The organism is Crateriforma spongiae (assembly GCF_012290005.1).
Classification (GTDB): domain Bacteria; phylum Planctomycetota; class Planctomycetia; order Pirellulales; family Pirellulaceae; genus Crateriforma; species Crateriforma spongiae.
In genome coordinates this window covers 629,355-643,291 of sequence record NZ_JAAXMS010000001.1, presented here as the reverse complement: position 1 = coordinate 643,291, position 13,937 = coordinate 629,355, and the positions used below count along the sequence as shown (strand labels likewise).

The window sequence follows — 13,937 nt, the reverse complement described above, 5'->3', positions numbered from 1 at the left end:
ATCCCAACAATTTTCCGCATGACGACGCAACGAGTGCGTTGTCCGCGGCAAGGAATGTCGTGAAACCGACTGACGTCACGCAGGGAGGCAACCGATGCGTCAGATGAAATCGACCGAAGCCCAAACCACTTCTTTTGAACTTCGCGGCTTTGGCCATCCGTCTGGAAAACAAACGGTGGCGGCTCTGGGCCAGATTTTGCCCGAGGCACGATTCTTCGACGAGTCGGTCGACGACATCCGCGCAACACGCTTGGTGGAATTCCAAGGCGATGCACCGGAGACCGACGCAAGCGACGACCAAACTTGGTCAGACGCGGTCGTGGTCTATCGAATCGGACAATGCGAACCAGTTCAGTTGATTGCCGAAGCCATGGCGCGCGGTGCCGCGGGAATCTTGACCGAACAACTGTTGCCTTGCCCCCTGCCACAATGCATCGTGCCCGATGTCGAACATGCGGCGGCTCGAATCGAAGCCACGCTGATCGGTCGACCGGATCGTCAAATGCTGACCGTTGGCGTGTTAGGGTCGACCGGGAAAACCACCGCTAGCTTGCTGGTCGCCGCGGTGCTTCGCGACGCCCAAATCCGTACGGCCTACCAGACCGACCTCGGCGAATCCGACGGCGTTCTGCAGACGACACCCGAACATGGCCCACAATGCGGATCCGATTCATTGCGTTGGTTGGCCGAAGCGGTCGACGCGGGATGCCAGGCCGCGGTGATCGAATTGACCGATGCCGATTTGCGTCACGGACGTCACGATGCGATCGAATTTGATGTGTTGATCGCGACAGGCCGAACCGTCGCCGGACACGATTTTGGCCCCACCGGCCTGAACTGCGCGCTGGAGCGTTTGACGCCCGAAGGTGTTCTGATCCTATCGGCAGATGATCAAGTCGGCATGCGGTCGGCTCGTGACGCCGGCGTGCGGATGGTCACTTATTCGCTTCGCGGTGCTGCCGATGTGACGGCCAAGATCATTGACCAGGCTGATGGCGTGACCACATCCTTGGTCAACTACGACGACACGACCATCGCAATGGAAACGATGCTGAGTGGCGGCGGAATGCTGGCCGATCAATTGGCATCGGTGGCCTTCGGACTGCTGATCGATCGTCCGTTGCATCGCCTCGTCGAAACGATGCACACCATGCGATCTTTTCCCGGGCGGATGCAGCAGATCACTTGCGAACATGCCGCCAACGCGGTGATCGACGTCGCAGGAAACCCGACCGCCATCACATCGGCGATTCGTGCGGCACGGGCAAGCAAAGGTCAAGGAAAACTTTGGTGCGTTTTCAGCATTCGCGAAACACACTCGTCCGAAGACTTAGCCGAAGTCGGTCACCTGATCGAACGCTTCGGCGACCAAGCCGTGATCACGACATCGAAAGACCAGAAGCGATCCTTTCTGAAGCGATCGCATGATGTATTGGACGGTGTCACGCAGTGCGCCGCATTTCGTTTGGTTGCCGACAGCGACCGTGCGTTGCAGTGGGCGATCAGCGAAGCCGGCGCTGACGACACGGTGCTGGTCCTTTGCGGGGCAAGCCGGGGAAACGCCAGAACCGAGCGTTTGGAACTGGAATCGCTGGCCAACAACATCCGCAAACAACAAAACCGTCAACCGAAAAAAGATCGGGCCGGTGGATCGCGTCCGCGATTGCGAATCGTCGGCGCTCGATAATCCCAAGACCGGTAACATTGGGCGGGCAAGCTATCGCTGACCAGCTGCCCGTGTCTGGACGAGATGTCCGAAGGTAATCCGCGGATGACGCAAGAACGCGGATATCATCAGGCGAACAGGCATGGATTCATCGAAGCGTGACTTCGTCGATCGCGAAAAGAGTCGTCGGACTCGACCAACAGTCGATCATCAACAAGCCGGCGGAAACACGGAAATATTCGATCCGTAGCACGGCTCACCATCGACCGGCATCTATCTAGATATGCCGGTATTCAACATCACCTTGGCTCTGCGATGGCAATCGCGAGCAGTGATGAATTTCACCGATCAGCCGGTGTCAAACCTAGCGAGGCTGCTGTGGCATTCGTTGATTTCGCAACTTGCCGATGGTGGTCACCGGGTCGGGTGATTGAACGGTCAGGTCGTTGATCACGCGATGACTGGGCATGGCCCGTCGCACCATTTCTTGAGCGGTTTGCTTCATGTGGTAACTGGAAACATCACCCAACAATTGCACCACGCTGCCATGCAACACGACGCGCACCCGGTGTAGATCTCCGTAGCAGCAATCTTGAAACAGCCGGGTCAACTGTTGAAATGCGATGCGATAGGCATCCGGCTGATTCGTCGGTTTGACTTCGACGTTCGCGGTGGCAGCAAAGCCATGCGTTTGAATCGTCACGAGAACTCACTCTCCATCCATTGGCCATTCGGTTCACGTTAGTAACGCCATCCCAAGACGTTACGTCCGCCATATTTCTAGACTAACAATTCAAGGCTTCGCGAAGCCGAGAAAGTCTTCACATTCGAGAAAAAAGTGGCGGGAAACCGCTCTCTTTTGCGCCTTGTCGCGAACGATTGTTAATCCAGGAAAGTTGACGCAAAAGACACGTCAGGACGATTCTTACTTGCTAGCAAAATCAGCCTCTAATGGGCCGGCCTGGTCGACAAGTCTCCAACATCGGGCCGCCCCAAGGTTGGCCGTCAGACCTCCAGCGCGACTACGTTCGGATCGCAGTTGCTGCGTGATCCGTTCACCTCGATCGCCTTCGCTTCCAACGCCGGGTCGACCAATTTGTAGAAGACGTCGCGTTGACGCGGTTGGTACCCCAGTTCGGAAATCGAATCGCGGATTTGCTCGATGGTCAGGTAGTGCACCGTACCGGCTTCGGCCACCACGTTTTCTTCGATCATCAGGCTGCCCATGTCATTGGCCCCAAAGACCAGCGCAAGCTGGCCGATCTTGGCCCCCTGGGTGACCCAACTGCTTTGCATGTTGGGGATATTGTCCAGAAACAGCCGAGCAACGGCCAACATCTTCAGGTACTCAAACGAACCGGCCGGCGGCGTGTCGGACATTTCCGTGTTGTCGGGTTGGAACGTCCAGCAAATGAACGCGGTGAATCCCCCGGTCTCGTCCTGCAAGTCGCGCAGCCGTTGCAGGTGCTCGACCCGCTCGGCCAACGTTTCGACGTGACCAAACATCATCGTGCTGCTGCTGATACCGCCCATCTTGTGCCACACCCGCATGACATCCAGCCAATCATCGGTGGACACCTTTCCACGCGTGATTTCATCTCGAACACGATCGACCAGAATCTCCGCACCTCCACCGGGAATGCTTCCCAGCCCGGCGGCCTGAAGTCGTCGCAGCACTTCGTCCAACGGCAACTTGTTGACTTTGGTGAAGTGATAGATCTCTGGAGGGCTAAAGCCGTGAATGTTGACTGTGGGAAAGGCCGACTTGATGTCCTGCAACATCTCCTCATACCAATCCAACTTGAACTTGGGATGCAGACCACCTTGCAACAAGATCTGATTGCCGCCCAACTCCACGGTCTCTTCCACCTTCTTCAACAGAACGTCGCGTGGCAGGACGTAGCCTTCGTCACTCTTGGGCCCTCGATAGAATGCGCAGAAGTCACACACCGCCGTACACACGTTGGTGTAGTTGATGTTCCGATCGACGTTGTACGTCCGATAGGGTTCCGGATGCATTCGTCGAGACACTCGATCGGCGGCAGCTCCGATGGCGGCCAGATCGTGACTTTCCAAAAGGGTGACGCCTTCGGCGACGGTCAACCGTTCGCCCTGAAGAGCTTTTTCTAAGATGTCACGCACGGCAGGCTTTGCGGCGGCAATCATTATCGGCTTGAACGTGGGTCGAATGGTAAGGGATTACGGAAGGTCAAAACGGGGCGTCAACAACACGCGTCATGCCTCGGCGTGATGGTGACGCAATCGGTAACGTCGGGCCGCCAAATCGGGACGTTGCCGACTGTCATTCGACGATTCGCTCGGCGGCCCCTTGGGGACGTCCGGGATCGTCGTCGGCGGGACGGACCAATCCGATGGCGGCGGCTTTTTCGCGGAATAGTTCCATCGCCCGCAACTCACCGGCTTCCAACCGGTAATGCAGATTCACTCGAAAATAATCAATTAGGTCTTCGGTCGTCAGCCCATGCCGGGCCGCTTCACGCTGGGCGATGGACGGGACGGCTTGCAAGCCGTCGTCGCGACTGGCCTGCAGAATCTCGGCCAGGCCGCTCACATCGACGCCGGGCCGGGCAACCCAGGCGGCGAAAACAAACGGCAATTTGGTCCAACGGCACCACTGATCGCCCAAATCCCAAATTTGTTCATAGACGCCTTGCTCGGGGTACATCGCCCGGTCGCCGATGATCAAAACCGCGTCAGCTGCCACCGATTCGGGCAACTGCTCCATCCCGAGCGGCACGGTCTGGGGCCGCAAACCATATCGTTCCCACAACAAGACCTGCACCATCGCGGCGCTGGTCCGGCTGCCTTCGTCCAGCGCCAGAGTGCGAATCTGGTCGATCGGCACGCGACTGAGCAATCGAACGCTCCACACCGGACCTCGGCAAGCGATTCCGGCGTCGGAAATGACTCGCAAACCGGGCGTACGAAAGGACTCGATGATCGGGATCAACGCGACGTCCAACCGCCCTTCATTCAAATCATCGGCCAACCGGCTGGGCAAATTCAGCGTCAATTGCCCGCGGCCCGCCAACCGATCACGCAAGCTTGCGATCAGCGGTTTGGTGTTCAGATAGGAAACAGCGCCGATGCGAATCATGGAAGAATGCGACGGTGGAATACGAATCGATTAGCAGCCGGCATCCCGTGTAGATGACAAAAACGGCTTTCCTCACGCCGTTTAACCGGCAAAAACCCAATCTGGCAACCCCGGTGCCGATCGACTTTCCCACAAAGTCGTCACACCACCCCCAGCGGGAACCGCACCGCAGGCGCACCGCACCGCACCGCACCGGCATCTTCATCGTGGGCAGGCCAGGCCTAACCAGACCATCCGTCACCGATCAATGGAGCCACCATCTGCTCCGACCGTCATTTAAATCAAGTCAGATGGGCTGATTTGTTCAGCACCCCGTTGTGGCCTGTCCAAGACCGACAAGGCTGATCGTTTCGCATTTGCTCCCATCCTTCGCATTCGCGTCGAAACAATCACTTCCGATAGGACGCAACGATGCAACCTTGATGCGGCGGATCATCGGTCGCTAAGCGTGCATATTCAGGTCGTCGACTTATCGCCGAAACGACATCAGCTGGCCGAGCGTTTGGAATCGTCTATGTGCTCGATTCGGGTGCCCCATGTTGCAACGCATCGCACCGCTGAACGCGCATAAAAAAACGAGAGACCTCGGCCACGTCACGATCGTTTTGTAAAAAACGACCGCAAACAAGTCTCTCGCTATTACCTTTTGTAAGTCGCATCTGCCAAACGTCAAGACCATCGCACATCGAAGACGACTTTGACACGTCATATTTGATGGATCATTCAACATGCAACAAGACGCTTTTCAACCATCGGCCGGCCAACGCATCCACTTGGTCACGGGCAAGTTGGCCGAACCGATGTTGCGTCACATTGCCGATGAATTGCAACAGCGTCATGACGTTCGTTGCACCGTGGGGGTTGCCCCCATCACCGTTGCGGCACTGATGACGCCACGTTGGTTGAAACGGAAACTTGAAATTCCGCCACAGACGACCGACGTCGTGTTGCCGGGATTTGTTTGCATGGACCCCGATCAACGTGCGTCCGTGATCAGCGAGTTTCAAAGCGATATTGCCCGTGGTGACCAAGTCCGCTGGTGGATTGGCCCCAAAGACTGTCGTGAATTGCACGAATGGTTCGGCGGTCAATCGATGCCGGTGCAGTTGACCGACCATGGAATCGAAATCATCGCGGAAATCAATCACGCCCCACGATTGTCGATGCAAGACTTTCGATCCGCCGTCGGACACTTGCGTGATCAGGGTGCGGATCGAATCGATATCGGATGCGATCCATCGTCTGCCTGTCCCAACATCGCCGACTACGTTCGAGCCGTGTTGGACGAAGGCGTGCCCGCATCCATCGACACCTTTGACATCCCGGAAACCGAACGAGCGGTCGCCGCGGGTGCGGACTTGGTGTTGTCGGTCAACGCGTCCAACCGTTTCGCTGCCACCGACTGGGGCTGTGAAGTGGTAGCGATCCCCGATGTGCCGAACGACATCAACAGTTTGAAACACACGGTCGATGAACTTCGCCGACACGACGTGCGCGTTCGCGCCGACGCTATCTTGGAGCCCATTGGTTCGGGGTTCTTTGCCAGCTTGCAACGATACGCTGAATTTCGAAAACATGATCCGGCAATCAAGATGATGATGGGCATCGGAAACCTGACCGAATTGACCGACGTTGATTCGGCGGGTGTCAACTTGATCCTGCTGGCGATCTGCGAAGAACTGCGCATCGAAAGCGTGCTGACGACTCAAGTCATCAACTGGGCACGATCCTCGGTTCGCGAATGTGATCACGCGCGGCGTTTGGTGCGTTACGCGGTTGGCATGCAAACACCACCCAAGCGAATCAGTGATGCACTGGTCATGCTGCGTGACCCAAAACTGCGACCGATGCCCAATGGCGCCTTGAAAGAACTGGCCACCACGATTCGCGATACAAACTATCGCATCTTTGCCGATGACGATTTGATCCACTTGGTGTCGTCGGGCCTGCATCTAAGCGACCGTGATGCATTTGCCATGTTCGATGCCTTGTTGAAATCACCTCGCGGTGATTCGATGGATCCGGGACATGCCTTTTACTTGGGCTATGAAATGGCCAAAGCCACGATCGCGATGCAATTGGGCAAGCAATACGAACAAGACCGCGCATTGAATTGGGGCATCCTGACGGTGGAAGAAGACGCCCACCGCATCGAGCGAACCGCACGGGGTCGCAAGGGATCGGATCGCAAGGGATCGGACGGCCAAGAATCCGATTGAAATGGCCGGCGGGCTGATCAACATCGGCGCATGACATGATGCATTTAGTGCCGAACCCTGGTCTGCACCAACGGCTGGCCGGCATCTGGTGCGATCGTCGTACGCCATGGTTCGCAAGCCCGACCGGGCGACTATCATGGTGCGGACAGGGATGCATCGCGGTCAGCCCCGACGCGGCAAATCGCCACCGATGATGACGGCCGGGAAAACGCGACAGCGTCGACGTTTGCGGGTCGCAAGGTCGGCTGATACTTTGGCGGCTGAAAGTCTGCTTTGACGATTCCATCCGGTCCTGCCTGCGGCACACCGGGACAACGGTCACACCGCCGGATGTGCCTGACGCGTCCCGGGACCATTCATTCCTGCGATCCAGCATTCCCACCCTCATTGACCGACATCTCGGCCGAATCCCACCGACGGGGATTTGACCGCCCATCGCGGAGCCCTCCTGCAAGTGTCATCCGATGCCCCGACCCCGACCGGTGATCCGTCCCGGTCGAATCCGACCACGGAACTGAGCCACGACGATGTTGAAAGTCTTCAGCGTCTACGCCAGCACCACCAGCAACTGAAAGACGAATTGGCCAAGGTCATCGTCGGCCAAAATCGTGTCATTGATCAGCTGTTGATCTGTCTGTTTGCTCGCGGCCATTCCTTGCTGATGGGGGTTCCGGGCTTGGCCAAGACCTTGCTGGTCAGCAAGCTGGCTGAAACGTTGTCGCTTCAGTTCAATCGCATCCAGTTCACGCCCGACTTGATGCCGATGGACATCACCGGCACCGACATTTTGCAAGACACCGCCGACGGCCGACGCGAGTTTCATTTCGTCCGCGGCCCGGTGTTCTCCAACATTGTTTTGGCGGACGAAATCAACCGCGCGCCACCTAAAACCCAAGCCGCGATGCTGGAAGCGATGCAAGAACGACGCATCACGGTGCTGGGCAAGTCTTACGGTCTGGACGAGCCGTTCCTGGTGCTGGCGACACAAAACCCGGTGGAACAAGAAGGCACGTATCCGTTGCCCGAAGCCCAGTTGGATCGCTTCATGTTTCTGATCGAATTGGGTTATCCATCCGAAGCGGAAGAAATCCAAATCGCCAGAACCACCACGGGCGATTCGATGCCCACGTTGGAACATATCCTGGACGGCAACCAGATCATCGAGTTTCAACATTTGGCACGTCGAATTCCGGTGCCCGATCATGTGTACCAATATGCGGTCGACTTGGTGCGTCGGACACGTCCCGGGGAACCCGAAGCATCGGATTGGCTTCGTCGCCTGGTGTCTTGGGGCGCCGGACCACGCGCCGTGCAGTACCTGATCCTGGGTGGCAAAACGCGTGCGGCATTGGAAGGCCAATACATGGTCCGCACCGAAGACGTTCAAGCCGTCGCACAGCCCGTGTTGACCCACCGTCTGATCACCACATTCGCGGCGCAAAGCGAAGGGGTCGACGCGAAACAGATTGTGCAACAACTGGTCGATGAAGTGGCCGAGGACCGAGCGGCGAAAGCATCCTAGCCGCCAACACCGACACGTACGATGCGACCTTGATGAAGCCACACCGCGATGATCCCGCAAGCACAACACCGCGATTTCCTAGACCCACAGATGCTGGTTCGACTGTCGTCGATCCCTTTGTATTCGCGGCAGGCAATGTTGGGAAATGTGTCCGGCATGCACGCCAGCCCGCACCGCGGTTCAAGCGTCGAATTTGCGGAATACCGCCGCTACGTTCCCGGCGATGATTTGCGGCGGTTGGATTGGCGTGCCTATGGACGTTCCGACCGGTTCTATGTCAAAGAATTCGAAGCGGACACGAATCTGCGGTGCCACTTGATTTTGGACACCAGCGGTTCCATGGGTTACGGTTCCACCGCGGCAACGAAGCTGTCCTTTGCCCGCCGCATCATTGCAACGCTGGCGCACCTTGCGATCCAACAGGGCGATGCGGCCGGATTGACCGGCATCGGTGAAACGATCACCGAAACGTTGCCGCCACGCCGCACCCCCAGTCATCTGAGGGTGATGTTCGATGTGTTGCAAAACATCCGACCCGGTGGCGGAACGCAATTGGTCCAGCGAATTCATGAATTCGCCGACACGACGCGGCAGCGCGCCTTGGTCGTGATCGTCAGCGACCTGTTCGTCGAACCGGCCGAATTGCGTCGGGCGATCGACCACCTGCGGTTTTGCAAACATGATGTCGCGGCGTTCCACTTGATCGATCGTGAAGAAATCGACTTTACGTTTTCTCGGCCGACACGCTTTGTCGACATGGAAAGCGACGAATACGTTTTTGCCGACCCGAACGACATCGCACCACAATATCATCGTGCGATGACCGAATACTTGACCAGCATTCGCCAAATGATGTTGGAAAGCGCCGTCGATTATCACCGGGTGATCACGGACCAGGATGTGGAAATCGTATTGCGTCGATTTCTGGTCGGCCGGGCCGGCGGTCGCCAAGCGGTCGCCGAAACGTCCCCCATTGATTCTTCATCGGTCGGCGGTGTGGGATGACGTTTCTGCAGCCCTGGATGCTGTGGGCACTGCCGCTGGTTGCTTTGCCCATCATCATTCATTTGATCAATCAACGCCGGTTTCAGACGACACCTTGGGCGGCGATGTCGTTTTTGCTGGCCGCCAACCGCATGTCGCGGGGCTATGCCAAGCTACGTCGCTACTTGATCTTGGCCGCTCGCACGTTGGTGGTGGCCGGTCTGATCTTCGCCGTGGCTCGACCGCTAAGCAGTGGTTGGCTGGGCACAACGATCGGCAGCCGTGTTGATACAACACTGATCTTGTTGGACCGTTCACCCAGCATGGGCCAGATCACGCCGGGTGGACGCACCAAGCTGGAAACGCTGACACGCCGCTTGGTCGAATCGTTGAACACCATTCGATCGGATCGCTATGTGTGGATCGATACCAACCAAGACCAAATCTTGGAACTGGAGAATCCCGAACAGTTGATCGAGTTGTCGGCAGCCGACACGGATGCGGCGACCACCGACACGGCCGACCTTCTGGAAACCGCGGCCAAGTACATCCGCGAAAACCAACCGGGCAGTGTGGATTGTTGGATCGTGTCGGACTTGCGACGCAGCGATTGGAACGTCGACAGCGGACGTTGGAATGCGATCAATCGGTCGTTGCGGCAGATCAGCCAACCGGTTCGATTCCATCTGTTGACCGATGCCGCATCCGCACCGGACAACCGCAGTCTTCGCGTCCAGTCGGCCACCGTCGCATCAGCAGCAAACGGGTCCGACCCAGCGGAAGCTTCCGGTGCCGGTGAATTGCGTCTGTCCTTCACGATCCGGCAAGTGGGCGTGTCAAACAATGAATCCGCTCGTCGCGAATTGCCCATCGAACTGGACCTGAACGGTGCACGCAGCAAATTCAACGTTCGACAGACCGGCGACTTGACCGAAATCAACCAGTGGGCCGTGCCACTGGATGCGGGACAACGAACCGGTTGGGGAAAGCTGTCCATTCCCGCAGACACGAATGCGGCCGACGATGAGTATTACTTTGTCTACGGCAGCCCGGTGATTCGAAAGACGATTGTGGTGACCGAGGATGCCGTTGATGGGGACACCGAGACGGCACGACCTCTGATGCTTGCCGCGGGCATTTCCACCACCCCGGAGATCCGCTGCGAATCGGTCGCGATGACACCAAACGACTTGGCGAAGGCCGATCTGGATGATGTCGCATTGGTCCTGTGGACCGGGCCGCTGCCGCCGAAAAGCACACAAGCTTTGTTGGATCCTTTTTTGCGCCGCGGCGGACGCCTGATCTGCTTTGCCCCAGATTCCGGTGGCGATGAAGATCTGGGTATCTCCTGGGCGGGGCTCTCTTGGGGCGAAGCCTTACGACATGAAAGCGACGTCCAGATCGGTCGCTGGATCGGGGACCACGATCTTCTGTCAGGCGTCCGCAGCGGTGCGTCATTGCCGGTGGGTGACCTAAAAATCCGCTGGCATCGCCCCGTGTTGGGCGATCAAATCGGCCTGGCGCACCTGCCCGACGGCACCCCGATCATTGCCCGATCGATCGCCGATACCCCCGGCGTGTATTTCATCGGTACGGCAGTGGCCGGGGACCAGTCTTCGCTGGCTCGTGACGGGGTGGTTTTGTATGCGTTGATTCAACGCGCGTTGGCCGATGGAGCCGACACCTTGGGGCTGACGCAACAATTGACCGCGGGACAAAACCAGTCGGGTACCGACACCTGGCAGCGTTTGACCGGCCCGAATGTGGGTCGGTCGACGACCTATTCGTTGCACCGGGGCGTCTATCAAGATGATGACCGATTCATCGCAATCAATCGCGGCGAATCCGAAGACATCGAAGCGACCGTGTCCAACGATCAACTGGATCACATCTTCGCGGGTCTTCGGTACGACCGGATTGAAAACGTGGGCGGGTCGACCGACAGCTTGATCCAGGAAGTTTGGCGAACGTTCCTGGTGTTGATGATGATCGCTTTTGCGGCGGAGGCTTTGTTATGCCTGCCTCGAATCCGCCGGACGTCGGCCCCACCCTCGGGCGGACGTGTCACCGGTGGACCGAGTCGCGGCCCAGGCAGTGATCCCAAAGGGGCGACGGCATGATCGAAACCCTTTTGATCGCTCAATCACGATCCAGCTTGACCTTTTTGCCCAGCAATTTCTCCGTATTGCTGTCCGTCATTTTGATTGCCGTTACTGCGTGGGCCAGTTTCGTGTCATGGCGACGCAGCCGTTTCGCGATCGGCGTGGGCGTTTTGGAAACGCTGCGTCTGTTGATCATGTTGTTGATCGCAGTACTGTTGAACCAGCCCGAGTGGGAAAGCCAGTATCAACCGGAAACTGAACCGACCATCGCCGTGCTGTGGGACAATTCGCCCAGCATGCGAACCCAGGACGTCGATTCGGCTTCAGTGGATGCCCAGCGTCAAACACGGCAAAGAGCGATCGAAGGCCTGAAGGACGAAACCGTTTGGCAAAGTGTCGGCGATGATCGCAAAGTCGTCATGGCCCCCATCGGACAACCTGATCGTGGCACCAATCTGAACGGCCCGATACAGAAGGCTGCATCGGAGATAAGCGAACTGTTGGGCGTTGTAGTGATCAGCGACGGGGACTGGAACGAAGGCGCATCGCCCGCTGACGGGGCCCTGCAGTTGCGAATGCAAAATGTCCCGGTGTACGGCGTCAAAGTGGGCAGCCCACAAAAATTGCCCGACCTGGAATTGGTCAACTTGGACGTGCCGACGTTTGCAACGCTGGGAAAAACCGTCCGAATTCCATTCACGATCCAAAGCTCGTTGCCCCGCAAGGTCGCCGCCACGGTCAGCCTGAAATCATCCGATGGTGAAACGATGGACCGATCGGTGGAGATCGAACCGATGTCCAAGACGGCCGACGCGTTTTTATGGAAACCAGACGAAGTCGGCGACTACGAAATCACGGTCAGCTTGCCTGACCACCCGGACGACGAAATCAAATCCAACAACCAGCGCACATCACCGATCGCCATCCGCCGCGAGCGACTGCGTGTGCTGGTGATCGAGTCGATTCCACGATGGGAATACCGTTACCTTCGAAACGCGCTGTCGCGTGATCCGGGAATCGATGTCGCTTGCTTGTTGTTCCATCCCAACTTGGAATCCACCGGCGGTGGTTCGACCGATTACATCAAATCGTTTCCGGAAACCATTGAGGAACTGTCGCCATTTGACGTGGTCTTCCTAGGCGACGTTGGCATTGGCGAAGACCAACTGACCCGAGAACAGACGAATCTACTGAAAGGTCTGGTTCAATTCCAAGCCAGCGGCCTGGTGCTGATGCCGGGTTGGCAGGGAAACCAATTCGATTTGTTAGACACCGACCTAAATCAACTGTATCCGGTCGATTTGGATTCACTGCAACCGGAAGGCTGGGGCGCGGCCGATGCGGGACATTTTCAACTGTCCGAAGCGGGTCGCCGCAGCCTGTTGACCAAATTGGCCGACACCCAAGAGGAAAACGCACAAGTCTGGGAAGGCTTGCCCGGTTTCCAGTGGTTCGCGCCGGTGGTTCGCAGCCGACCGGGCACCGAAACACTGGCGGTTCATGGCGAAGTCAGCAATCAATACGGTCGTCTGCCGTTATTGGTCACGCGAACGTTTGGTGCCGGCAAAGTCTTGTTCATGGGGACCGACGGCGCCTGGCGTTGGCGGAAAGGCGTCGAAGACAAATACCACTATCGATTCTGGGGACAAGTCGTTCGTTGGATGGCGTATCAACGAAACATGGCACGCGGCGATTCCATGCGTTTTTATTACTCGCCCGACCAGCCGTCGCGACGCCAAACCATGTCGCTGACCGCTCATGTGATTTCCGAAAGCGGCGAACCGCTTGAAAATGGAAACGTTGTCGCTCGCATTGAATCGCCGACCGGCACGGTAGAAACGGTTCGCTTGACAGCCCAGGGCGATCAATGGGGCGTTTATCGCGGCACGTTCGTTCCCGAAGATCCGGGGCGTCACGAAGTGATGGTGACATCGCCCGAGTCCCCGTCAGATCTACAGACCAACTTTTTCGTCCAGGGCCAAGTGGTGGAAACGATCGGGCAACCAGCCCGCCCCGAAGTGTTGGACGAATTGGCAACCTTGACCGGCGGATTGTCGGTCCGCGTGGACCAGGTCGACCAAATCTTGGATCGATTGGCCGATCTGCCGCTACCACCACCGGAGATCCGACGGGTCCAATTGTGGTGCCATCCAGTGACGATGGCCATTTTGTTGTTCGCCTTGGCGTTGTTCTGGGTCGGTCGAAAAATCGTCGGACTGATTTAGGAACGTCCCCTGATTTTTTGCGACCCATTGGGGTGGGGTCGCCTAGAATGATTCACTGTTGAATGATCCCTCATTCGCCCCTGCCGAAACCATCCGCCCGC

General features: G+C 57.6%; 9 protein-coding genes. 6 read left to right on the top strand and 3 right to left on the bottom strand.

All coding sequences use genetic code 11. The features are described from left to right. Positions 1-103 precede the first annotated feature (103 nt). Positions 104-1,687, top strand: a complete 1,584-nt coding sequence (locus tag HFP54_RS02385) for a glutamate ligase domain-containing protein (RefSeq protein ID WP_206035960.1) — start codon at positions 104-106, stop codon at positions 1,685-1,687. Positions 1,688-2,030: 343 nt separating this feature from the next. Here the strand turns inward: HFP54_RS02385 and HFP54_RS02380 are convergent, their stop codons facing one another. The 3 genes from HFP54_RS02380 to HFP54_RS02370 all read right to left on the bottom strand — a co-directional run bounded on the left by HFP54_RS02380 (position 2,031) and on the right by HFP54_RS02370 (position 4,784). Continuing rightward, on the bottom strand, positions 2,031-2,369 hold the full coding sequence (locus HFP54_RS02380) for a BON domain-containing protein (RefSeq protein WP_146412201.1): 339 nt from the start codon (positions 2,367-2,369) through the stop codon (positions 2,031-2,033). A 302-nt stretch (positions 2,370-2,671) separates the two neighbouring features. Further along, entirely contained in the window at positions 2,672-3,832 is a 1,161-nt protein-coding gene (gene mqnC / locus HFP54_RS02375; protein WP_168563916.1) for a cyclic dehypoxanthinyl futalosine synthase, read from the bottom strand. Positions 3,833-3,968: 136 nt separating this feature from the next. Continuing rightward, positions 3,969-4,784: a menaquinone biosynthetic enzyme MqnA/MqnD family protein gene (locus tag HFP54_RS02370; protein WP_168563915.1), complete on the bottom strand. Its 816-nt coding sequence runs from the start codon at positions 4,782-4,784 to the stop codon at positions 3,969-3,971. Between the two features lie 728 nt (positions 4,785-5,512). Here HFP54_RS02370 and HFP54_RS02365 point away from each other — a divergent pair. The 5 genes from HFP54_RS02365 (at position 5,513) to HFP54_RS02345 (ending at position 13,836) form a co-directional block, all read left to right on the top strand. After that, positions 5,513-7,003 carry a DUF6513 domain-containing protein gene (locus tag HFP54_RS02365; RefSeq protein WP_168563914.1) on the top strand — a complete coding sequence of 497 codons (1,491 nt, stop codon included), beginning with the start codon at positions 5,513-5,515 and terminating at the stop codon, positions 7,001-7,003. A 448-nt stretch (positions 7,004-7,451) separates the two neighbouring features. Beyond that, a complete protein-coding gene (locus HFP54_RS02360) occupies positions 7,452-8,525 on the top strand; it encodes an AAA family ATPase (protein ID WP_206035990.1) in 1,074 nt (357 codons plus the stop codon). Between the two features lie 48 nt (positions 8,526-8,573). Then, positions 8,574-9,530, top strand: a complete 957-nt coding sequence (locus tag HFP54_RS02355) for a DUF58 domain-containing protein (protein ID WP_146412191.1) — start codon at positions 8,574-8,576, stop codon at positions 9,528-9,530. Further along, the gene (locus HFP54_RS02350; protein ID WP_168563912.1) at positions 9,527-11,629 is read left to right on the top strand and encodes an N-terminal double-transmembrane domain-containing protein; all 2,103 of its coding nucleotides are present in this window, start codon (positions 9,527-9,529) and stop codon (positions 11,627-11,629) included. Before HFP54_RS02355 ends, HFP54_RS02350 begins: the two co-directional genes overlap by 4 nt. Then, a complete protein-coding gene (locus HFP54_RS02345) occupies positions 11,626-13,836 on the top strand; it encodes a hypothetical protein (RefSeq protein WP_168563911.1) in 2,211 nt (736 codons plus the stop codon). The genes HFP54_RS02350 and HFP54_RS02345 overlap by 4 nt, the downstream gene beginning before the upstream one ends. The last annotated feature ends 101 nt before the right edge of the window (positions 13,837-13,937 follow it).